The organism is Pseudomonas sp. JL27(2026) (genome assembly GCF_056933555.1).
On sequence record NZ_CM167794.1, the window covers coordinates 2,206,968 to 2,227,771 of the forward strand.

Below are 20,804 nucleotides of genomic sequence, written 5' to 3' on the forward strand. Positions count from 1 at the left end.
ACACTCAGCGTTGATCTGTTGTATAGAAGGGTTTGCGTCCCCTTCGTCTAGTGGCCTAGGACACCGCCCTTTCACGGCGGTAACAGGGGTTCGAGTCCCCTAGGGGACGCCAGTTTTACAGAAGTGATGTTGCAAAACGTCGCTCCGCCGCGAGGCGAAAAATCCGGGGCTATAGCTCAGCTGGGAGAGCGCTTGCATGGCATGCAAGAGGTCGACGGTTCGATCCCGTCTAGCTCCACCAATTTTACAGTTCAAGGTCTGGCCACACCGGCCTTGAATCGATCAGTACTCAGCACTGATCAGTTGTATAGAAGGGTTTGCGTCCCCTTCGTCTAGTGGCCTAGGACACCGCCCTTTCACGGCGGTAACAGGGGTTCGAGTCCCCTAGGGGACGCCACGATTACCCGCTCTGCGGGATTTATAAGGGTCATTCAATTATTGAATGGCCCTTTTGTTTGTCTGGCGTTTGGCCAATCCTCTTATTCTCCCCGCACGGCTCTTCTGACCAATGGTCGAATTAACGGCTTGCAAATTTTTATTACGAGAATAATATTTCAGTCGTAATATTCGGAGGCAACGATGAACGATAAAAAAGCTCAAACCCGCGAACGCATTCTCCAGGCCGCTAGCGCTGCGCTGATTCAGCGTGGCCCGGCCGAGCCGAGCGTGGGCGAAGTGATGGGCGCGGCCGGCCTGACCGTCGGTGGCTTTTACGCCCACTTCGACAGCAAGGACGCGATGATGCTGGAGGTCTTCACGCAGTTGCTTGGCCAGCGTCGGGCCTTGATCGCCGATATGGACGCGGGGCTGACAGGCGAGGAGCGTCGGGCCTTGGTCGCGGCCTTCTACCTGTCGCGCAAGCACCGTGACTCCACCGAACACGCCTGTCCGATCCCGGCATCGGTCGGGGAGCTGGGCCGTTTGCCGGACGATTTCCGGCAGGCCTTGAATGAGCATGTGGAGCTGATGGTCGCGCAACTGGCCAGCAGCCCTGAAGACATCGACAAGGCGTTGGCTGACATGGCGCTGATGGTCGGTGGTTTGGCCCTGGCGCGTGCGCTGGGTGCCGGTGAGTTGTCGGATCGATTGCTGCGTGCCGCCAAGTCGGCGGTCTTGTGACCTGAAACGTTAGCCTTTGGAGATGAGCGATGAACACATTGAGCTGGGTTCGTGGCGTTAATGGCACCCTGGGCTGGTTTGCGCCGCGCTTGATCGCGAGCAAGATGAGGCTGGCGTTCATGACACCCTGTGAATTACCACCACGGGATTGGGAGCTGCCGTTGTTAGCGAGCGCCGAACGGATCACCTTGCGCTTCGGCCTTTCGGCGCTGCGCTGGGGGCAAGGACCAACGGTGCTGTTGATGCATGGCTGGGAAGGTCGGCCTACGCAGTTCGCCAGCCTGATCACGGCGTTGATTGCGGCAGGTTACACCGTTGTCTCCCTCGACGGTCCGGCCCATGGCCGATCTCCCGGTCGCGAGGCCGATGTGATGCGTTTCGCCCGCGCCATGCTTGAAGCGGCTGCCGAGCTGCCACCGCTGCAAGCGGTTATCGGTCACTCCATGGGCGGTGCCAGTGCGATGCTTGCCATTCAGTTGGGGTTGCGCACTGAAACGCTGGTGAGTATCGCGGCACCGGCGCGAATCCTCGGGGTGTTGCGCGGGTTTGCCCATCACGTGCGCATGCCGCCCAGGGCGCGGTCGGCATTTATTCGGCAGATTGAGCAGGATGTTGGTATCCAGGCGTCGAAGCTCGACGTGGCGCACTATCAACTGGATATGCCAGGGCTGATCGTGCATGCCGAAGACGACAAGTTTGTCCCGGTCAAGGAGTCGCAGCTGATCCACGAGGCCTGGTTCGACAGCCGTTTGTTGCGGCTGGAGGAGGGCGGTCACCAGCGTGTTTTGGCGGACCCGCGGCTGATTGACGGCGTGCTCGCGCTGCTGGCAGGTCGCAGTCTGCAGGCGCGCCAATCCGCGTGATGATCCGTTACACTGCCCCGGTCGAATAATCTGACCGGGAGTGGGGTATGGGCTGGGATCGGGCAACGCCATTTATCATTGACCTGCAAGTGGCCGCCGAGGACATCGATGGGCTGGGGCACGCCAATAACGCGGTGTACGTCACCTGGCTCGAACGGTGTGCCTGGCGCCACTCGCAGCGCCTGGGGCTGGACCTGACCGAGTATCGGCGGCTGGATCGGGCGATGGCAGTGGTGCGCCACGAAATCGATTACCTGGCCGCCGCGTATGAAGACGATGAATTGCAGTTGGCGACTTGGATCGTTGACTGGGACCAGCGCCTGAAGATGACCCGGCACTTCCAGCTCGTCCGCCCCCGCGATAACACCACGTTGCTGCGGGCACAAACCACATTTGTCTGCATTGAGCTGTCCAGCGGCAAGCCCAGGCGCATGCCGGCAGCGTTCATCGAAGGTTACGGCCAGGCATTGCAAGTCCCAACCTGACTTATCCTGTGGCGAGGGAGCTTGCTCCCGTTCGAGTGCGCAGCACTCTCCATTGCAGGGGGACCGCTTCGCGCTCCAGCGGGAGCAAGCCCCTCTCCACAAAGGTATGCGCAAGTCTTTCGGCACAGAATCCAGTAAACTGCCGCACGTTTTTCGTTGAGTGTTTTTCATGCAAATTGCTTTGGCGCCCATGGAGGGGTTGGTCGACGACATCCTGCGGGACGTGTTGACCCGTGTTGGCGGTATCGATTGGTGCGTGACCGAGTTCATCCGGATCAACGACCAACTGCTCACGCCTGCCTATTTCCACAAGTTCGCGCCAGAGTTGCTGAACGGTGCCCAAACCGCTGCCGGCGTGCCGTTGCGTGTGCAACTGCTGGGTTCCGACCCGGTGTGCCTGGCGGAAAACGCCGCGCTGGCCTGCGAGTTGGGATCACAGGTGATCGACCTGAACTTCGGCTGCCCGGCCAAGACCGTCAACAAGTCCCGTGGCGGTGCGGTGCTGCTCAAAGAGCCGGAACTGCTCAACCAGATCGTCGAACACGTGCGCCGTGCCGTGCCGGCGCACATCCCGGTGACCGCCAAGATGCGTCTGGGCTTCGACAGCCCTGATGGTGCGCTGGTGTGCGCCACGGCGTTGGCGGAGGGTGGTGCGGAACACATTGTGGTGCATGCGCGAACCAAGACCGATGGTTACAAGCCGCCGGCGCATTGGGAATGGATCCCACGGGTGCAGGAAGTGGTCAAGGTGCCGGTGTTCGCCAACGGCGATATCTGGAGCGTCGAAGACTGGCGCCGCTGCCGTGAGATCAGTGGCGTCGAGGACATCATGCTCGGTCGCGGCCTTGTCTCGCGTCCGGACCTGGCGCGGCAGATCGCAGCGGCCCGTGCCGGTGAAGACGTGGTCGAGATGACCTGGGCCGAGTTGTTGCCGCTGATTCAGGCGTTCTGGCTGCAAGCCAAGGCGCAGATGACACCCCGCCAATCGCCGGGTCGCTTGAAGCAGTGGCTGGCGATGCTGACCCGCAATTATCCAGAAGCGGTGGCGCTGTTCACGGTCTTGCGCCGGGAGACCGAACTGGATCAGGTTTCGCGTTTGCTGGGGCTTCAGGTGGCTGAAGCGGCCTGAAACCTTTTTTGAAAAAAACAGAAAATAATCTCTTGAAATGCACTTGGCGGTCCCTATCTAGGGATTACGCGATGCCGAATTCGGGTCGCGGAGACAAAAAACCTTGCTGACATTTCAGGAGATTTATCCATGAGTACTGCATTTTCCCTCGCGCCTCTGTTCCGTTCCTCGGTGGGCTTCGATCGTTTCAACGACCTGTTCGAAACCGCTCTGCGCAACGAGCCGGGCAGCACTTACCCACCTTACAACGTTGAAAAGCACGGTGACGACCAGTACCGCATTGTCGTAGCCGCCGCCGGTTTCCAGGAAGAAGACCTGGAGCTGCAAGTCGAGAAAGGCGTGTTGACCGTCAGTGGTGGCAAACGCGATGCCAATGAAGGCGTGACCTTCCTGCACCAAGGCATCGCCCAGCGTGCGTTCAAGCTGTCGTTCCGCCTGGCGGACCATATCGAGGTCAAGGCGGCCGGCCTGAGCAACGGTCTGTTGAGCATCGACCTGTTGCGGGTGGTGCCGGAAGAGGCAAAGGCCAAGCGTATCCCGATCAGCGGAACGCAAAAACCGGCACTGCAACACTGAGTGGTTCATGAGACCGCTGAGGTCATCAGCGGCTCAAACCCTCTGGAAAGGCCCCGACCCGTCGGGGCCTTTTTTGTTTGCCGCGTTCCACCGGGCTCTCTACAATCGGCGCCCAAACGGCCAGCCCCGTCCATTTCCTGCTGGCCCCGGAGCATTTTTTTTCATGGAAGAGATAGAACAGCGCTGGCTGTACGCCCTTTCTGCACCTTCAGTTGCCCTCAATCCCAATGCCAGTTACACCGACCCCGGCTACTGCTCCGATTTGAAGTTCGTTGACGTGAAGGGCGGTTGGGGCATCACCAATCGGCAGCAACTCCTGGAAATGCTCAGGTTCGCCGATAACGGCCATGCCGTTCAGATCGAAGACGCCTACCTCCAGTGGGAGCGTTGCCTGCCCAGCCAGTGGCAAGCGCTGTTGACGCGCCTGGGCACCCGCGACCGTATTCTGTACGAATTGGCCAGCCGCACCTTCAGTGAGTGCGGTTCGGGTGGGACCCGCGCCTGGGACCTTGGGCGCATGGGCTTCCTGTTGCGCGCCGCCGTGCTTCACGGCTGGATCAACCTCGACGAGAGCCTTTGGCTGCACGGTGGCCTGGCCCTGCGCGCGCGGCATTACTACGACAGCTGGGCCAGCTACTTCATCGGTTTCGTCGTCGGCAGATCCATTTGGAATTGCAGGGATAGCAGCGACGAGGACATGGCTCACGAACTGGATCGCAAGGGCGACTTTCCCATGAACACCGTTATCCTTGAGCGAATTGATCGCGACGCCTCGCAACTCTTCGCCCAATTGCCATGGGACATGGCCCTTCACCTGCCGGAGCGCCCGGCGTCCTTGGCGGAGTTCAACTGGTCATGACTTGCTGGATTCGCCTGGGCATCGAGCCCACCAAAGATCACGACATCATTCGCACCGCTTACCGCAGCCGTTTGCCGGAACACCATCCAGAATCCGACCCGCAAGGTTTTCAGGCCCTGCGTGCGGCGTATGACGCCGCGTTGCGCTTCGCCCGGCAGGAAGAGGTTGAGGACGAGGCTCAGACCGACAGCGAGCCAAGTGCTGCCGGGCAAACCCTGGTCGGTTTCGAAGCTTTGCTCAGTGACCCTATGCGACGTTTCAACCCCGATGCCTGGCGAGTGTTCATGGGCGAGCTCGATCAACTGTCTTTGGAGGCAATGGAAGAAGTCAGTTGGGGCTTGCTACATGAGCTGATATCCGCCGGACCGATTTCCAACCATTGTGCGCGGCTGTTGGCCCAGCGGTTGGGGTGGTCGGGCCGGCTGCTCGACGTTGAGTTCGACAGCGCCCGGCAGATCGACGAGTTTCTCCAGCGCATTGAAGAGCCGGACCCGTTCGACACCACATTGATGACGCACTGGTCGGCGCAGGCGCAACTGGAAACCCTCTGGTACACGCGCACGCTGGACTCTATCTATCAGCATCACTCACTGGACGAATTCAAGCAGTTCGCCAGTCTTCACACCTGCCTGCCGCTGCCGGCCGGCGATAGCCTGTCGCGTCGTTGGGCAGAACAATTCAGTCAGGCGGGCATTGGCAGCAAGGGGTTGCTGGACCTTTGCACCGAGCAGCATCGCCTGGCGCCGCAGGACCTCGACTGGCTCTACCTGCTGGCCTGTCAGCGCGGCTTGTTGGGGCTTGAAGAACTGGCCCTGCAATGCTGGGTAAAACTCTGGCGCGAGCACCAGTATCCGAAAGCGGCGGCCTGGTTGCTGGAACTGTGCGCCCAGCGTCAGCCCAAGCGCTTGCCGCTACTGATCCAGGCGTTCGACCGGCTGGAAAACTTCCGCGACTGGTCGCACGACCTCGCACACGCTTCCCAGGAGTACGGCAGCCCGTCTCAGCGGCCGGAGACCTTGGGCCGCTGGTTCAAGGCTCGACAACTTGATTTGCCCGGGATTGCAGAGGCTTTCGTCGGATGGCGGATTGGCGGCGACGAACTGCCCTTGCTGGCGTGGCTGATCGGCGAATACGACGACCCGTACCTGTGCAAACTCTACCGCCATGCCTGGGCGTTGCACCGTGGTGATGTGGCGCTGTTACAGCAGGTCATGGACGAGCCTGACAGTGACGATGTGCTCGACGCCTTGGTGCTGGAAGGGTTCAAGTATCAGGCGGAACAACAGCTCTGCTGGCTGACGCAGGCGCCGATTCCTCTGGCGCTGAAGTCCTTTGTCGACAGCCATTGCGTGCAGCCGGTTCTGGCACCCGAGCTGCAAAAGGGCGAACCCTACGATATCGCTCTGCTGTGGTTGCGACGTCTGCGGCCTTATGATCAAGGTGCCCTGGCCCGATTGGATCAGGCCTTTTCCCTGGGCAAGCACGATGAGTTCCATCGTGGTGTGTGCCTGATGGCGCAATTGGCCGAGCAGGGCGTGGTGCTGCCAGCCATTGGCGAGGGCGAGGCTGTTTGGGAGTGGCATCGCCAGACCGTATTTTTGCAGTCGCTGCTCGATGACCCGCAGCGCTGGCTGACGCCGGCCAACGTGCAGTCTCTGGAGCAGATGAATGTTGATCGGGACCATCCTCTGGCCCGGTTGCAGCCGCTGTTGCGTCGACTGGGCCGGGAGGAGGGCGGGCTGTCGAGCCTGCTCGGCTGGCTGCAAGATGCTGATCCGGTGCATGCCTTGCTGGCGCGCCGGTATCTGGGCGTGCAGCAGGCACTCGATAGCGCAAAACTGCTGAGCAATGACCGATTGTATGCGTGCATGTGCAGCGAGCCCGATGTGTTTGACGATGACGCACTGGGGCTGATGCTGTTGTGTGGTGTGTTGTATCGCGACCCGTTGCTCGACACCGAGCAGCACCGCTATTTGCTGAGCAAGATTGCCCGCATCACCAGCCCCGTCGACTGGTTCGAGTCCTTTCGGGACGGTTTGCTCAAGGGCGAGCCGCCGCGTCCGCCTCGTCAATCGCTTGAAGAGGGGGACAGCACCGACAGCAGTACGTTTTACCTTGCGCTCGATGCACTCAAAGGGTTGGTGCGCTATGGCAGCTTTGGTGTGCCGCGCAGCAAGGCGCTGCAACAGATGCAGCGGGCAAAGGACGACCCGGCGCACGGGCCCGGTCTACGTTTGGCCTTGAGTGCCTTGCTGTCCTGGAGTGAGCGGTTGCTGCTGGCCAAGGCTGACAGTGAGCCCGTGTCGCCTCGGGCGTTCTGGAAGCTGGGCAGTCGATTGGGTCGCAAGGCATTCTTCGGCCAGGCGCTTGCGTGCCTGGTGCTGACGCCCCTTGTTGCATTGCTCAGCGGCAGCTCGGTGATGGGCATTGCGGTGTTGGTGCTTGGCCTGGGCATTCTGCTCGGCGCGGTGTTGCGCCGTCTGCATGACCTGGGTCGCGGGTTGCCGATAATGGTTGTGGGGGCCTGCTTGACCCCGGTGCTGCCGTTCTTGCCTGCGGTGCTGTTTTTTCTGCCCGGCGAAAAACTGCCCAACCGTTACGGGGTTCCGCCGGACAGCGGCACGACGAACACGCTGTCCGGTGGGCTGCAAGCCACTCTGCGACGGTTGAACGGTTAGAAGCGCAGTTCGTCCAGCGCTTCGTTGAGCTGTGTGCGGTGGCTGGCAATCGTTGAAGGTTGCTGGCCACCGAGGACGCTGTTGAACTCGTCCAGCCAGTAACGAATTTGCTCGCGTTCTTCGCCCAGGCTCTGCGTCCAGGCGCGTTCGAGGCGGGCGAGCAGGGTGCGATTGGGCAGCGCATCGCGCGGGTGGATTTTCAGGGTGGCGAGCCGTTCATGGCTGGCCGCGCACGCCTGTGGGTCCAGGCCGGTGGGGCTGCGGTCGATGCTGTGGCTGTGGCGCTCGCCGCTTGCCAGGGTCACATCCACTTCCAGCAGGCCATTGATGTCGTAACTGAACCGCACGTCCAGGGCCTGCAGAGTGCCAGTCTGCGGCAGTGGCACCTGGAACTCTTCGATGAAGATGTTATCGCGCACCCACGGACGTTCGCCCTGATAGACCGCGATACGAATCGCCTTCTGATCGGGATGCGTGCTGTAGAAACGTTGCTCGCGAGACGTCGGGATGATGGTGTTGCGTTCGATGATTGGCGAAAAGGCGTCGCTGATCTCTTCGCCGCGTGTGGTGGCGATGCCCAGGGTGTAAGGGCAGACGTCGGTCAGAATCAGCTCTTCGACGGCCTGCTCGCGGGCCTTGCACGCGGCCTGGGTCGCGGCGCCGAGGGCAACGATGGTGTCCGGGTCGAGGTGGCGGTAAGGCAGGCGTCCGAACAGCGTTGCGACCATCTGTTGAACGGCCGGCATCCGCGTCGCGCCCCCGACCAGCACCAGGCTGTCGAGGTCGCGTGGGCGCAGGCGAGCATCGCGCAGCGCTTGTTCGATGGGCGCTCGCAGGCGCGCCAGCAGCGGCTCCCAGATCTTCTGTGCGCGGGCCTCATCCAGCGCCCACTTGCGGGGTTCACCGGCGCCGTTCCAGCTCAGTTGCTGTGGGCCTTCGCTCAGTTTGCACTTGAGCTGTTCAAGCGCGTCGTCGAGGCTGGCCAGCGCCTGGGGTTCCAGGTCTGTCGTGTTCAGTTGCCAGTCCTTGAGGCAGGCTTGCCGCAGCGTGGCGGTGAAGTCTTCGCCACCCAGGAAGTTGTCGCCGGTCGAGGCATGTACTTCGATCAGCGGCAGCGCGTATTCCAGCACCGTGACGTCGAAGGTGCCACCGCCCAGGTCGAAAATCAGCGTCCGCTCGAACTTCTGCTCGTGTAGACCGTAAGCCATGGCGGCGGCGGTGGGTTCGTTGATCAGCCGCTGGACGTTCAGCCCGGCCAGCTCGGCGGCAAAACAGGTGCGCTTGCGCTGCTCGTCGCTGAAGTACGCCGGCACCGAAATCACCGCTTCGTGGACTTCACAGCCCAGCCAGGCTTCGGCGTCTTGCTTGAGTGAGCCGAGCACCAGTGCCGAGAGTTCTTCGGGGCTGAAGGATTGATGGCTACCGAGATCAAAACGCTTGTCGCTGCCCATGTAACGTTTGAACGCCGCCACGGTGCGCTCGGGGTGGGTGGTCAGGCGGGCACGCGCGGCCTTGCCGATCAGCATGCTGCCGTCTTCGTCGACACTCACGACCGAGGGGGTGAGTACGTCACCGAGGGCGTTGGGGATCAGTTGGGCTCGGCCTTCTTGCCAGACCGCGATCAGGCTGTTGGTGGTGCCCAGGTCAATGCCCAGCAAAGGTGCCCGAGGGGTGACTGCATCCTGCATCGTGGATCTCCTGCAAAGTCCGGCGCGGCCCTTGGCGGGGTGTTCGGTGCCCGCCATGGGCACGGTGCGTGGGCGAAATGTGCCCGCGCAGCGAAAAAAACGCGACCCTACAGGTTGTGATAAATCCTGGCAATCGGGGGGCTCCCGAGAAAGCCGTCGGGTTCAGGCATCGGGTTCCCGGTGCTCGCTGGCCGAAGCTGGGCCCATCATGCCAGCCATGTTTCAAAGTCCTCGAGTGGCATCGGCCGGCTGTGCAGATAGCCCTGATACAAGTGACAGCCCAGGCCCTGCAAGAACGCCAGTTGCTCGGCGGTTTCGACGCCTTCGGCGATGACCATCAGTTCGAGGCTGCGGGCCATGGCGACAATGGCGCGGATGATTTCCGCATCGTTCGGGTCGCTGGTGGCGTCGCGGATAAAGGACTGGTCGATTTTCAGCGTGTCCACCGGCAGGCGCTTGAGGTACGTCAGCGAGGAGTAACCGGTGCCGAAATCGTCCATGGCAAAACTCACCCCGAGTTTTTTCAGGCGGCGCATTTTGTTGATGGTGTCTTCGAGGTTCTGGATCACGATGCCTTCGGTGATTTCCAGCTTGAGGATCGAGCAGGGCAAGCCATGGCTGCCCAGGCTGCGTTCGATCCGTTCGACAAAATCGTTCTGGCGGAACTGCCGTGGGCTGATGTTCACGCACAGGCTGAAGTTGAGCGGGTCCACCCGGCCCTTGGCGATCAGTTGTTTGAAGGCCTGGCACGCTTCGTCGAGAATCCAGGTGCCGACTTCCAGGATCAGCCCGCTGTCTTCCAGCACCTTGATGAATTCGGCAGGTGACTGTGCGCCCAGTTCCGGGTGGTGCCAGCGCACCAGGGCTTCGGCACCGACGATGCGGTTATTCCGGGCATCCACCTGTGGCTGGTAATGCACGCTGAATTCGCCGCGTGCCAGTGCCAGGCGCAGGTCGGTTTCCATGCGCATGCGCTCGCTGGCGGCTTTTTGCATGGTGCTGTGGAACATCTGCGTGGTGTTGCGGCCCGAGTCCTTGGCGCGATACAGCGCGATGTCGGCGCGTTTGAGCAGGTCGGTCGGGGTTGAACCGTGATCGGGAATCAGGGCCACGCCGATGCTCGGGGTGACTTGCAGGCGCTGGCCGTCAAGGAACATCGGCTCGGACAGCAGTTCACGCAAGGTGTCGGCCAGTTCCCGGACTTGGGCGCTGACTTCACTGCGTGTGCCCTCCAGCCCGCTGAGCAGCACCACGAATTCGTCGCCGCCCAGCCGCGCCACGGTGTCCTCCATCCGCACGCTGGCCTCCAGTCGCGCGGTGACGATTTTCAGCACGGTGTCGCCCACGGGGTGCCCGAGGGAATCGTTGATGTGCTTGAAGTGATCGAGGTCCAGAAACAGCAGGGCGCCGCGCAGGTTATGGCGCTTGAGCAGGGCGATCTGCTGGCTCAGGCGGTCCATCAGCAGGGCGCGGTTGGGCAGGTTGGTCAGCGGGTCGTGGTAGGCCAGGTGACGGATCTGCGCCTCGGCGTTTTTCAGCAGGCTGACGTCTCGGGCGGTCATCAGCAGGCACGCTGTTTCGTTCAGGGTAATGGGTTCGATCGAGACCTCGACGGTGAGCAGGTCGCCGCGCTTGTTACGCCCGAGCATTTCCTGATGGTGCACCCGGCCCTTTACCTGGAGCTCGGCCAGAAGCGCCGAGCGTTGTTTTTCCTCGGCCCATATGCCGATTTGATACACGGTGTGCCCGACGACTTCCTCGGCCCGATAACCGGTAAGCCTGCAGAACCCGTCGTTGACCTCCAGGTAGCGGCCGGTGTCACGCTCGGCAATGGTGATGGCGTCCGGGCTGAAGTGGAACGCCTTGGCGAATTTCTCTTCGCTGGCCTTGAGCGCGGCTTCGGAGCGTTGCTGCTGGGTGATATCGCGCAACGTCGTGACGATGCAGGGCTCGTTGCCGACACTGATCTGTCGGCTGGAGATCACGCAGGTCAGGGCCTGGCCGTTTTTGTGGTGAGCGATGATCGCGACATTGTTCAGCGCCTGTTCGCGGATGACCTGTTCGATGCGTTGCTGGCGTTTGGCTGATGCATCCCACAGGCCGACCTGGTCGGCACTGCGGCCGATCACGTCGGCGGTGGTCCAGCCGAAGGTCTGGGTAAAACTGGAGTTGATCTCGATGAACTGGCCCGTGTTCTGGTGTGTCACGCAGATCGGGTCGGGACTGACCTGAAACAGGCTGGCGAATTTCTCTTCGGAGGCGGTCAGGCGTTGCTCGCGTTCGACCTGCTCGGTGATGTCCAGCAGGGTGCCGGCCATGCGCAATGGGGCGCCTTGCTCATCGCGATAGAGCCGCGCGCGGCTTTCCAGGTAGCGTGAGCTGCCATCAGCCAGTTGCACGCGGTAGGTCAGTTGATAATTGCCGGCCGGGCCTTCACGCAGGCTGCGATAGGCATTGCGCATGCTGTCGCGCTCTTCGCCGGGCACGCCTTCGAAGAACGCGTCGAAAGACTCGTGGAAGGGCACCGGCTCCAGGCCGTGCAATTGCGCGGCACGGGCCGAGCCGTAGAGCATGCCGCTGGGAATATGCCAGTCCCACGTGCCGAGCTGGGCCGACTCCAGTGCGAGGTCGAGGCGCTCCTGGCTGTCCTTGAGGGCCTGTTCGGCGAGTTTGCGTTCGGTGGTGTCCAGAAAGGTGCTGAGCAGGTACGGCTGGCCTTCGAGTTCGACTTTCTGGGCGCTGAGAATACCGTCATGGATCTGCCCGTTGCTGGCGCGAAACTGCACTTCCATGCTGATCAGTTCACCCTTGGCCTGGGTGGCCTTGATCAGTTGCGCCCGTTGCTCCGGATGGACCCACAGGCCCAGCTCCAGGGTGGTACGGCCAATGGCATCGAGCACCGGCCAGCCGAACAGGCTTTCGAAATACTGATTGGCTTCGCTGATCAGGCCGTCTTCCTGGCGGGTTAGCAGGACCATGTTCGGGCACAGGTGAAACAGGGTGGCGAAGCGTTTTTCCGAGCTGCTCAGGGCCTGCTCGCGCTGGCGTTGATGGGTGATTTCGCGGATCACCCCGATCATCCGTGGCCGGCCGTTCTTGTCCGGCAGCAGGCTGCCGTTGATCTCCAGCCAGTGCAGGCTGCCATCGGGCCAGCGGATACGGTGATGCATCGCCTGTTCCAGCGGCGCGCCGGCCACCACCGCATTAAAGGCTCGTATGGTTTTGGCCCGGTCTTCGACCGGCAGCAGGTCCAGGTACTCCAGGTCACTGGGCAATGGCTGCCTCGGGTCGAAACCGAACAGTGCCTGCGTGCCTCGGGACCAACTGATTTCCCCGCGCTCGATGTCCCAATACCAGGCACCCAGGCGCGCGCCGTTCAGGGCGGCGAGCAGTTGGGGTGCACTCTCCCAGCTTTGCTCTGACCGATGAGGGTCAAGCGCCTGAATACGCGGCATTGGAGGCGTGCGTGGACGAGAGCGGTCAGCAGATTTGGGCATTGGCAGCAGGCCTTAGGCTGAATTGAGCATTGAGCACGAGGTGTTGCAGCCTTGAAGAATTAGCACAAGTCAGCCATCAATCCGTGGCAAATCGATTTGTGCATCCAGCAAGGCCATAAACGCCCGCGCAGCATTCGACAGCGTCCGTTCGGTGTGCACGATATAGCCTAGCTGGCGAGTGAGTTGTATGCCCGGCAAAGGAATGCGTGACACCTGATCGTCGAGCATGGTGCGCGGCAACACGCTCCAGGCCAGACCGATGGACACCATCATCTTGATGGTTTCCAGATAGTTAGTGCTCATGGCGATGTTCGGCGTCAACCCCTGGGCCTCGAACAGCCGTTGCACAATGTGATGGGTGAAGGTATTGCCGCCGGGGAACACCGCCGGGTGGCGGGCGATATCGGCCAGGGTGACCGCGCCGTTGCTGATCAGGATGTGTTCCGGGGCGACCACGAAATCCAGCGGGTCATCCCACACCGGCGTCGCCTTGACCAGGGTGTGCGGCTCGGGCGCCAGGGTGATGACGGCCAGCTCGGCGCGGCCATGGAGGATTTCTTCGTAGGCCACTTCCGAATCCAGGAACTGAATATCCAGCGCCACCTCGGGGTAGCGTCGGGTAAAGGCGCGCAGCAGCGGCGGCAAGCGGTGCAGGCCGATGTGATGACTGGTCGCCAGTGTCAGACGGCCGGTCACCTCGCCATTGAGGTTGGTCAGGGCGCGGCGGGTGTCGTCGAGGACGTTGAGGATCTGATAAGCGCGTGGCAGCAGGGCGCGTCCGGCTTCGGTCAGGCTGACTTCACGGCCCAGCCGGTCGAACAGCCGCACCTTCAGCTGTTGCTCCAGACCGGCGATGCGCTTGCTGATGGCCGGTTGCGTCAGGTGCAGGCGCTCACCGGCGCCTGAGAAGCTGCCGGTTTCGGCAATCGCGATAAAGGCATTGAGGTTGGCCAGGTCCATGGTTGCATTCCAGCTGGTTATCCAAAGCATAAAAAATATGAATTTGAGTTATTTAATGTAACCCCATAGGATCGACCTCACAAGCCAAGGGGTTATTGAATCGCTTCAAAACCCAGTGGTGCGTGGCGATCGCCACACACACCACTTCGGCATAGAAAAGCTGATGAGGAAACGTCTGATGGCCGGCAAAACGCTCTACGACAAGCTCTGGGATTCGCATTTGGTCAAGCAGCGCGACGATGGTTCGGCGCTGATCTACATCGACCGTCACATCATTCACGAAGTGACCTCGCCGCAAGCCTTTGAAGGCCTGCGTCTGGCCGGGCGCAAGCCGTGGCGCATCGATGCCAACATCGCGACCCCGGACCACAACGTACCGACGACCCCGGAGCGCAAGGGTGGCATTGCCGCTATTGCCGATGAGGTCTCGCGTTTGCAGGTTCAGACCCTCGATGACAACTGTGATGAATATGGCATCGTCGAATTCAAGATGAATGACGTGCGTCAAGGCATCGTCCACGTCATCGGCCCGGAGCAGGGTGCCACGTTGCCGGGCATGACCGTGGTCTGCGGCGACTCCCACACCTCGACCCACGGTGCGTTCGGCGCATTGGCCCATGGCATCGGCACTTCCGAGGTCGAGCACGTGCTGGCCACCCAGTGCCTGGTCGCCAAGAAAATGAAGAACATGCTGGTGTCGGTCGAAGGCACGTTGCCGTTTGGCGTGACGGCCAAGGACATCGTCCTTGCCGTGATCGGCAAGATCGGCACCGCAGGTGGCAATGGCCACGCCATCGAGTTCGCCGGTAGCGCGATTCGTGAGTTGTCGGTTGAAGGCCGCATGACCATCTGCAACATGTCGATTGAAGCCGGCGCCCGTGTGGGCCTGGTGGCTGCCGACGAAAAAACGGTGGCCTACGTCAAAGGTCGCCCGTTTGCCCCGAAAGGCGCGGAATGGGCGCTGGCGGTCGAAGCCTGGAAAGACCTGGTGTCCGATGCCGATGCCACATTCGATACCGTGGTTGAGCTCGACGCGGCTCAGATCAAACCGCAGGTCAGTTGGGGTACGTCGCCGGAAATGGTCCTTGCCGTGGATCAGAACGTGCCGGACCCCGCCATGGAAATGGACCTGGTCAAGCGCGACTCCATCGTCCGCGCCTTGAAATACATGGGCTTGACTGCCAATCAGGCGATCACCGACATTCAGCTGGACCGCGTGTTCATCGGTTCCTGCACCAACTCGCGGATCGAAGACTTGCGTGCGGCGGCCGTGATCGCCAAGGGTCGCAAGGTGGCATCGACCATCAAGCAGGCCATCGTGGTGCCGGGTTCGGGCCTGGTGAAAGCGCAGGCCGAGTCGGAAGGCTTGGACAAGATTTTCCTGGAGGCTGGTTTTGAATGGCGTGAACCAGGGTGCTCGATGTGCCTGGCGATGAACCCGGACCGTTTGGAGTCCGGCGAACATTGCGCCTCGACCTCCAACCGTAACTTTGAAGGGCGCCAGGGCGCTGGCGGTCGTACACACCTCGTCAGCCCGGCCATGGCTGCCGCTGCGGCCGTCAACGGTCGTTTCATCGACGTCCGCGAATTGATCCAGGGAGCGCAGTAATCATGAAAGCTTTCACTCAGCACACAGGGCTTGTCGCGCCTTTGGATCGTGCCAACGTCGACACCGATCAGATCATTCCCAAGCAATTCCTGAAATCGATCAAGCGCACCGGTTTCGGTCCGAACCTGTTCGATGAATGGCGTTACCTGGACGTGGGTCAGCCGTATCAGGACAACTCCAAGCGCCCGTTGAACAAGGATTTCGTGCTTAACGCCGAGCGTTATCAAGGCGCCAGCGTGTTGCTGGCCCGTGAGAACTTCGGTTGCGGTTCGAGCCGCGAACACGCGCCCTGGGCGCTGGAAGAGTACGGTTTTCGCAGCATCATTGCGCCGAGTTATGCCGACATCTTTTTCAACAACAGTTTCAAGAACGGCTTGCTGCCGATCATCTTGAGCGACGCTGAGGTCGATGAGCTGTTTGCACAGGTCGAGGCGAACCCTGGCTACCAGTTGCAGGTCGACTTGCAGGCCCAGACCGTGACCCGGCCTGATGGCAAGGTGTTGCGTTTTGAAATCGATGCTTTCCGCAAGCACTGCCTGCTCAACGGCCTGGACGACATCGGCCTGACCTTGCAGGACGGCGATGCAATTGCCGCGTTCGAAGCCAAGCACCGCGCAAGCCAGCCGTGGTTGTTTCGCGATGCTTGATTGATCTGGAATTTATGTAGGCAGTGATGGCCTCTCGCGAGCAAGCCCGCTCCCACATTGGACCGCATTTCAAATGTGGGAGCGGGCTTGCTCGCGAAGACGGCAGTACAGACACCACAAGGCTCACCCCAAAAAGGAAGTCCCCATGACCCGTACCGCCCAGCACAGTCAGGTTGTACAAAAACAATTCGGTGAACAGGCTGCGGCCTACCTGAGCAGCGCCGTACATGCTCAAGGCACTGAATTCGCGCTGCTGCAGGCCGAACTGGTCGGGCAGGGCGATGCCCGTGTGCTGGACCTGGGCTGCGGCGCCGGTCACGTGAGTTTCCACGTGGCATCCCTGGTCAAGGAAGTGGTGGCCTACGACCTGTCGCAGCAAATGCTCGATGTAGTGGCTGGCGCTGCGGTTGATCGCGGCTTCGGCAACGTGACCACCGTGCTCGGTGCCGCCGAGCGCTTGCCGTTCGCCGATGGCGAATTCGACTTCGTGTTCAGCCGCTATTCGGCGCACCATTGGAGCGATCTCGGGCAGGCCCTGCGTGAAGTGCACCGGGTACTGAAACCGGGCGGCGTGGCGGCGTTCATTGACGTGTTGTCGCCGGGCAGCCCGTTGTTCGACACGTACCTGCAAAGTGTCGAGGTGCTGCGCGACACCAGCCATGTGCGTGATTATTCGGCCGGTGAGTGGCTGCGCCAGGTCAGTGAGGCGGGGTTGCACGCCCGAAGCACTACCCGTCAACGCCTGCGTCTGGAGTACACCTCGTGGGTCGAGCGCATGCGCACGCCCGAGGTGATGCGCGCCGCGATTCGTGAGTTGCAGCAGTCCATGGGCAATGAAGTGCGCGATTATTTTGAGATTGAGGCCGATGGTTCGTTCAGTACAGATGTTCTGGTGCTGATGGCTGAACGATAAGCGCCTGGCGATAGACTTTTTCCGGGCGCGTCCACGGGGCGCGCCGACTGAAGACATGAGGAAAGCATGAGCAAGCAGATTCTGATTCTCCCAGGTGATGGTATCGGCCCGGAAATCATGGCCGAAGCGGTCAAGGTGCTGGAGCTGGCCAACGACAAGTATTCGCTGGGCTTCGAACTGAGCTTTGATGTGATCGGCGGCGCGGCCATCGACAAGCACGGCGTGCCACTGGCGGACGAAACCCTGGCCCGCGCTCGCGCTGCCGATGCGGTGCTGCTGGGCGCGGTGGGCGGTCCGAAATGGGACACCATCGAACGTGACATCCGCCCGGAACGCGGCCTGCTGAAGATCCGTGCGCAACTGGGCCTGTTCGGCAACCTGCGTCCGGCGATCCTGTACCCGCAACTGGCCGAGGCGTCTAGCCTCAAGCCGGAAATCGTCGCGGGCCTGGATATCCTGATCGTTCGCGAGCTGACCGGTGGCATCTACTTCGGCGCCCCGCGTGGCACCCGCGAGTTGGAAAACGGCGAGCGCCAGGCATACGACACCCTGCCGTACAGCGAAAGCGAAATCCGCCGTATCGCCCGTGTCGGCTTCGACATGGCGCGTGTACGCGGCAAGAAGTTGTGCTCGGTGGACAAGGCCAACGTGCTGGCGTCCAGCCAGTTGTGGCGCGAAATCGTCGAGCAAGTGGCCAAGGATTACCCGGACGTCGAACTGAGCCACATGTACGTCGACAACGCCGCCATGCAACTGGTGCGTGCACCGAAGCAGTTCGACGTGATCGTCACCGACAACCTGTTCGGCGATATCCTGTCCGACGAAGCGTCGATGCTCACCGGGTCCATCGGCATGTTGCCGTCGGCGTCGCTCGATGCCAACAATAAAGGCATGTACGAGCCGTGCCACGGTTCGGCGCCGGACATTGCCGGTAAGGGCATTGCCAACCCGCTGGCGACGATTTTGTCGGTGTCGATGATGCTGCGTTACAGCTTCAATCAGCAGTCTGCTGCCGATGCTATTGAAAAGGCTGTCAGCCTGGTGTTGGATCAAGGGCTGCGCACGGGCGACATCTGGTCGCCGGGTTGCGCGAAAGTCGGAACGCAGGAAATGGGCGACGCAGTAGTCGCAGCGCTGCGGAATCTGTAATCTCTCGGGCCCCGCTTTCATTGCCAGGCTGAGTTGAAACGTTGCCGAGTGCAGTAGTTTTTACTCAGTCTGATGGAAGGCGGCCCACTTTTTGTTAGGGGTGTAGTTGCGATGAAACGTGTAGGTCTGATCGGTTGGCGCGGTATGGTCGGTTCCGTGCTCATGCAGCGGATGCTGGAAGAGCAGGATTTCGATCTTATCGAGCCGGTGTTTTTCACCACTTCCAATGTCGGTGGCCAAGGCCCGTCCGTGGGCAAGGACATTGCTCCGCTCAAGGACGCTTACAGCATTGAAGAGCTGAAAACCCTCGACGTGATTCTGACCTGCCAGGGTGGCGACTACACCAGCGAAGTCTTCCCGAAACTGCGTGAAGCCGGCTGGCAGGGTTACTGGATCGACGCCGCTTCCAGCCTGCGGATGCAGGATGACGCGGTGATCGTGCTGGACCCGGTGAACCGCAAGGTCATCGACCAGCAGCTCGACGCGGGCACCAAGAACTACATCGGCGGCAACTGCACCGTCAGCCTGATGCTGATGGGCCTGGGCGGTCTGTTCGAAGCCGGTCTGGTGGAGTGGATGAGCGCCATGACCTATCAGGCGGCCTCCGGTGCCGGCGCGCAAAACATGCGTGAACTGATCAAGCAAATGGGCGCGACCCACGCCGCTGTCGCCGATCAACTGGCCGACCCGGCCAGCGCCATCCTCGACATCGACCGCCGTGTCGCCGAAGCCATGCGCAGCGACGCGTACCCGACTGAGAACTTCGGCGTACCGCTGGCCGGCAGCCTGATCCCGTGGATCGACAAAGAGCTGCCGAACGGCCAGAGCCGCGAAGAGTGGAAGGCCCAAGCCGAGACCAACAAGATCCTCGGTCGCTTCAAGAGCCCGATCCCGGTGGACGGCATCTGCGTGCGCATCGGCGCTATGCGCTGCCACAGCCAGGCACTGACCATCAAACTGAACAAAGACGTACCGATCGCCGACATCGAAGGGCTGATCAGCCAGCACAATCCATGGGTCAAACTGGTGCCGAACCAGCGTGAGATCAGCATGCAGGAGCTGAGCCCGACGAAAGTCACCGGCACCTTGAACGTACCGGTTGGTCGTCTGCGCAAGCTGAACATGGGCACGCAGTACCTCGGCGCCTTCACCGTGGGCGACCAGCTGCTGTGGGGCGCGGCCGAGCCGCTGCGTCGCATGCTGCGGATTCTGCTGGAGCGTTGATCGGTTGATGCAATGAAAGAACCCGTCGTTCGAAAGAGCGACGGGTTTTTTATTGAGGGTGGTCTTGGATTTCCTGGAATATTAACGGCCGCCTTCGCGAGCAAGCTCGCACACATTGATTGCATGAACACTGAAGATCAAATGTGGGAGCGGGCTTGCTCGCGAAGAGGCCGGTCCAGCCAACCCAAATCTCCCGCCGAATTGCCTCGCCGCCAGTCACCCGGTAAAGTGCCGCTCCCCCCGTTTCGCCTGAGGTAGAACCATGAACCAGTCCTTTGATATCGCCGTCATCGGCGCCACCGGTACTGTCGGCGAAACACTCGTCCAGATTCTTGAAGAGCGCGACTTCCCGGTCGCTAATCTGCACCTGCTGGCCAGCAGTGAGTCGGCCGGGCATTCGGTGCCGTTTCGTGGCAAGAATGTGCGGGTGCGTGAGGTCGATGAATTCGATTTCAGCAAGGTTCAACTGGCGTTCTTCGCGGCGGGGCCGGCGGTTACCCTGAGTTTCGCATCGCGCGCCAGCGCCGCGGGTTGCATGGTGATCGACCTGTCTGGCGCGCTGCCGTCAGAACAAGCGCCGCATGTTGTGCCCGAAGCCAATGGCGAGGTGCTGGCGAGCCTGAAAAAACCGTTCCAGGTCAGCAGCCCAAGCGCCTCGGCCACAACCCTGGCGGTAGTGTTGGCGCCGTTGCGTGGTTTGCTGGATCTGCAGCGGGTCAACCTGACGGCCAGCCTGGCCGTTTCTGCGCAAGGTCGCGAGGCCGTGACCGAGCTGGCGCGCCAGACCGCCGAGTTGCTCAACGTGCGTCCGCTGGAGCCGAAATTTTTCGATCGGCAGATGGCGTTTAACCTGTTGGCTCAAGTCGGTACGCCGGATGCGCAAGGCCACACGTTGCTGGAAAAACGTCTGGTGCGTGAGTTGCGCGAGGTCATGGCACAACCTTTATTAAAGATTTCCGTCTCTTGCATTCAAGCCCCGGTGTTTTTTGGCGATAGCTTTAGCGTGACCTTGCAGTCAGCCAAGGCAATCGACCTTGCAGCGGTCAACGCGGCGCTGGAATCGGCGCCGGGGGTCGAGCTGGTCGAGGCCGGTGATTACCCGACGCCGGTGGGCGATGCGGTAGGGCAGGACGTGGTCTATGTCGGCCGGGTGCGGACCGGTGTCGATGATCCGACGGAGCTTAATCTGTGGTTGACCTCGGATAACGTCCGCAAAGGCGCCGCACTCAATGCTGTGCAGGTGGCTGAGCTGTTGATAAAAGACCTTGCGTAAAAGATACTTGGCAACAATTTACAGAATGATTCTAGCCGAGCGCTATGCTTGGCCTGAACGCTTGAGGCGAGCCGCCATCTGGGGCTTCCAAGGCATAAGTGAAATAATCGCGCGCAACGACATCTCGATGCGGCG

16 protein-coding genes and 3 tRNA genes are annotated in these 20,804 nt (G+C 61.3%); 16 read left to right on the top strand and 3 right to left on the bottom strand.

Annotation, left to right across the window (positions count from 1 at the left end; translation table 11 throughout):
- Positions 1–36: 36 nt before the first annotated feature.
- From AC1Z1G_RS10115 to AC1Z1G_RS10160, 10 genes are all read left to right on the top strand, one after another.
- Positions 37–112, top strand: a tRNA-Glu gene (locus AC1Z1G_RS10115).
- A gap of 53 nt (positions 113–165) precedes the next feature.
- Positions 166–241: transfer RNA gene (locus AC1Z1G_RS10120), tRNA-Ala, on the top strand.
- An 80-nt stretch (positions 242–321) separates the two neighbouring features.
- Positions 322–397 (top strand) — tRNA-Glu (locus AC1Z1G_RS10125).
- 182 nt (positions 398–579) lie between these two features.
- Positions 580–1,119 carry a TetR/AcrR family transcriptional regulator gene (locus tag AC1Z1G_RS10130; protein WP_347905213.1) on the top strand — a complete coding sequence of 180 codons (540 nt, stop codon included), beginning with the start codon at positions 580–582 and terminating at the stop codon, positions 1,117–1,119.
- A 29-nt stretch (positions 1,120–1,148) separates the two neighbouring features.
- Positions 1,149–1,982: an alpha/beta fold hydrolase gene (locus AC1Z1G_RS10135; RefSeq protein ID WP_483626806.1), complete on the top strand. Its 834-nt coding sequence runs from the start codon at positions 1,149–1,151 to the stop codon at positions 1,980–1,982.
- A 47-nt stretch (positions 1,983–2,029) separates the two neighbouring features.
- A complete protein-coding gene (locus AC1Z1G_RS10140) occupies positions 2,030–2,467 on the top strand; it encodes an acyl-CoA thioesterase (RefSeq protein ID WP_483626807.1) in 438 nt (145 codons plus the stop codon).
- Between the two features lie 169 nt (positions 2,468–2,636).
- The gene (locus tag AC1Z1G_RS10145) at positions 2,637–3,596 is read left to right on the top strand and encodes a tRNA dihydrouridine synthase (protein WP_483626808.1); all 960 of its coding nucleotides are present in this window, start codon (positions 2,637–2,639) and stop codon (positions 3,594–3,596) included.
- A gap of 129 nt (positions 3,597–3,725) precedes the next feature.
- Positions 3,726–4,172, top strand: coding sequence for an Hsp20 family protein (locus AC1Z1G_RS10150; protein ID WP_347905221.1), 447 nt, complete (start codon positions 3,726–3,728; stop codon positions 4,170–4,172).
- Between the two features lie 163 nt (positions 4,173–4,335).
- A complete protein-coding gene (locus AC1Z1G_RS10155; protein WP_483626809.1) occupies positions 4,336–5,031 on the top strand; it encodes a DUF1266 domain-containing protein in 696 nt (231 codons plus the stop codon).
- Entirely contained in the window at positions 5,028–7,709 is a 2,682-nt protein-coding gene (locus tag AC1Z1G_RS10160; RefSeq protein WP_483626810.1) for a DUF805 domain-containing protein, read from the top strand. Before AC1Z1G_RS10155 ends, AC1Z1G_RS10160 begins: the two co-directional genes overlap by 4 nt.
- Here the strand turns inward: AC1Z1G_RS10160 and AC1Z1G_RS10165 are convergent.
- From AC1Z1G_RS10165 to AC1Z1G_RS10175, 3 genes are all read right to left on the bottom strand, one after another.
- The gene (locus AC1Z1G_RS10165) at positions 7,706–9,397 is read right to left on the bottom strand and encodes an Hsp70 family protein (RefSeq protein WP_483626811.1); all 1,692 of its coding nucleotides are present in this window, start codon (positions 9,395–9,397) and stop codon (positions 7,706–7,708) included. The two genes, AC1Z1G_RS10160 and AC1Z1G_RS10165, sit on opposite strands and share 4 nt — an antisense overlap.
- A gap of 206 nt (positions 9,398–9,603) precedes the next feature.
- Positions 9,604–12,894: an EAL domain-containing protein gene (locus tag AC1Z1G_RS10170; RefSeq protein WP_483626812.1), complete on the bottom strand. Its 3,291-nt coding sequence runs from the start codon at positions 12,892–12,894 to the stop codon at positions 9,604–9,606.
- A gap of 69 nt (positions 12,895–12,963) precedes the next feature.
- Positions 12,964–13,854, bottom strand: coding sequence for a LysR family transcriptional regulator (locus AC1Z1G_RS10175; RefSeq protein ID WP_483626813.1), 891 nt, complete (start codon positions 13,852–13,854; stop codon positions 12,964–12,966).
- Positions 13,855–14,032: 178 nt separating this feature from the next.
- Between AC1Z1G_RS10175 and leuC the strand changes: the two genes are divergently transcribed.
- The 6 genes from leuC to AC1Z1G_RS10205 all read left to right on the top strand — a co-directional run bounded on the left by leuC (position 14,033) and on the right by AC1Z1G_RS10205 (position 20,669).
- The gene (gene leuC, locus AC1Z1G_RS10180; RefSeq protein ID WP_483626814.1) at positions 14,033–15,463 is read left to right on the top strand and encodes a 3-isopropylmalate dehydratase large subunit; all 1,431 of its coding nucleotides are present in this window, start codon (positions 14,033–14,035) and stop codon (positions 15,461–15,463) included.
- Positions 15,464–15,465: 2 nt separating this feature from the next.
- A complete protein-coding gene (leuD, locus tag AC1Z1G_RS10185; protein WP_483626815.1) occupies positions 15,466–16,110 on the top strand; it encodes a 3-isopropylmalate dehydratase small subunit in 645 nt (214 codons plus the stop codon).
- A gap of 145 nt (positions 16,111–16,255) precedes the next feature.
- Positions 16,256–17,023 (top strand): class I SAM-dependent methyltransferase, encoded by a 768-nt coding sequence (locus AC1Z1G_RS10190; RefSeq protein ID WP_483626816.1) that lies wholly within the window; start codon positions 16,256–16,258, stop codon positions 17,021–17,023.
- Positions 17,024–17,089: 66 nt separating this feature from the next.
- The gene (gene leuB, locus AC1Z1G_RS10195; RefSeq protein WP_483626817.1) at positions 17,090–18,172 is read left to right on the top strand and encodes a 3-isopropylmalate dehydrogenase; all 1,083 of its coding nucleotides are present in this window, start codon (positions 17,090–17,092) and stop codon (positions 18,170–18,172) included.
- 111 nt (positions 18,173–18,283) lie between these two features.
- Positions 18,284–19,396: an aspartate-semialdehyde dehydrogenase gene (gene asd, locus AC1Z1G_RS10200; RefSeq protein WP_483626818.1), complete on the top strand. Its 1,113-nt coding sequence runs from the start codon at positions 18,284–18,286 to the stop codon at positions 19,394–19,396.
- Positions 19,397–19,658: 262 nt separating this feature from the next.
- Positions 19,659–20,669: an aspartate-semialdehyde dehydrogenase gene (locus AC1Z1G_RS10205; RefSeq protein ID WP_483626819.1), complete on the top strand. Its 1,011-nt coding sequence runs from the start codon at positions 19,659–19,661 to the stop codon at positions 20,667–20,669.
- Positions 20,670–20,804: the final 135 nt, after the last annotated feature.

Coding starts and splice junctions, on each gene's coding strand:
- AC1Z1G_RS10150 (WP_347905221.1), top strand. CDS start 3,726: ATGAGTACTGCATTTTCCCTCGCGCCTCTGTTCCGTTCCTCGGTGGGC.
- AC1Z1G_RS10130 (WP_347905213.1), top strand. CDS start 580: ATGAACGATAAAAAAGCTCAAACCCGCGAACGCATTCTCCAGGCCGCT.
- AC1Z1G_RS10135 (WP_483626806.1), top strand. CDS start 1,149: ATGAACACATTGAGCTGGGTTCGTGGCGTTAATGGCACCCTGGGCTGG.
- AC1Z1G_RS10205 (WP_483626819.1), top strand. CDS start 19,659: ATGAACCAGTCCTTTGATATCGCCGTCATCGGCGCCACCGGTACTGTC.
- leuD (WP_483626815.1), top strand. CDS start 15,466: ATGAAAGCTTTCACTCAGCACACAGGGCTTGTCGCGCCTTTGGATCGT.
- AC1Z1G_RS10160 (WP_483626810.1), top strand. CDS start 5,028: ATGACTTGCTGGATTCGCCTGGGCATCGAGCCCACCAAAGATCACGAC.
- AC1Z1G_RS10190 (WP_483626816.1), top strand. CDS start 16,256: ATGACCCGTACCGCCCAGCACAGTCAGGTTGTACAAAAACAATTCGGT.
- AC1Z1G_RS10165 (WP_483626811.1), bottom strand. CDS start 9,397: ATGCAGGATGCAGTCACCCCTCGGGCACCTTTGCTGGGCATTGACCTG.
- AC1Z1G_RS10155 (WP_483626809.1), top strand. CDS start 4,336: ATGGAAGAGATAGAACAGCGCTGGCTGTACGCCCTTTCTGCACCTTCA.
- asd (WP_483626818.1), top strand. CDS start 18,284: ATGAAACGTGTAGGTCTGATCGGTTGGCGCGGTATGGTCGGTTCCGTG.
- leuC (WP_483626814.1), top strand. CDS start 14,033: ATGGCCGGCAAAACGCTCTACGACAAGCTCTGGGATTCGCATTTGGTC.
- AC1Z1G_RS10145 (WP_483626808.1), top strand. CDS start 2,637: ATGCAAATTGCTTTGGCGCCCATGGAGGGGTTGGTCGACGACATCCTG.
- leuB (WP_483626817.1), top strand. CDS start 17,090: ATGAGCAAGCAGATTCTGATTCTCCCAGGTGATGGTATCGGCCCGGAA.
- AC1Z1G_RS10170 (WP_483626812.1), bottom strand. CDS start 12,894: ATGCCCAAATCTGCTGACCGCTCTCGTCCACGCACGCCTCCAATGCCG.
- AC1Z1G_RS10175 (WP_483626813.1), bottom strand. CDS start 13,854: ATGGACCTGGCCAACCTCAATGCCTTTATCGCGATTGCCGAAACCGGC.
- AC1Z1G_RS10140 (WP_483626807.1), top strand. CDS start 2,030: ATGGGCTGGGATCGGGCAACGCCATTTATCATTGACCTGCAAGTGGCC.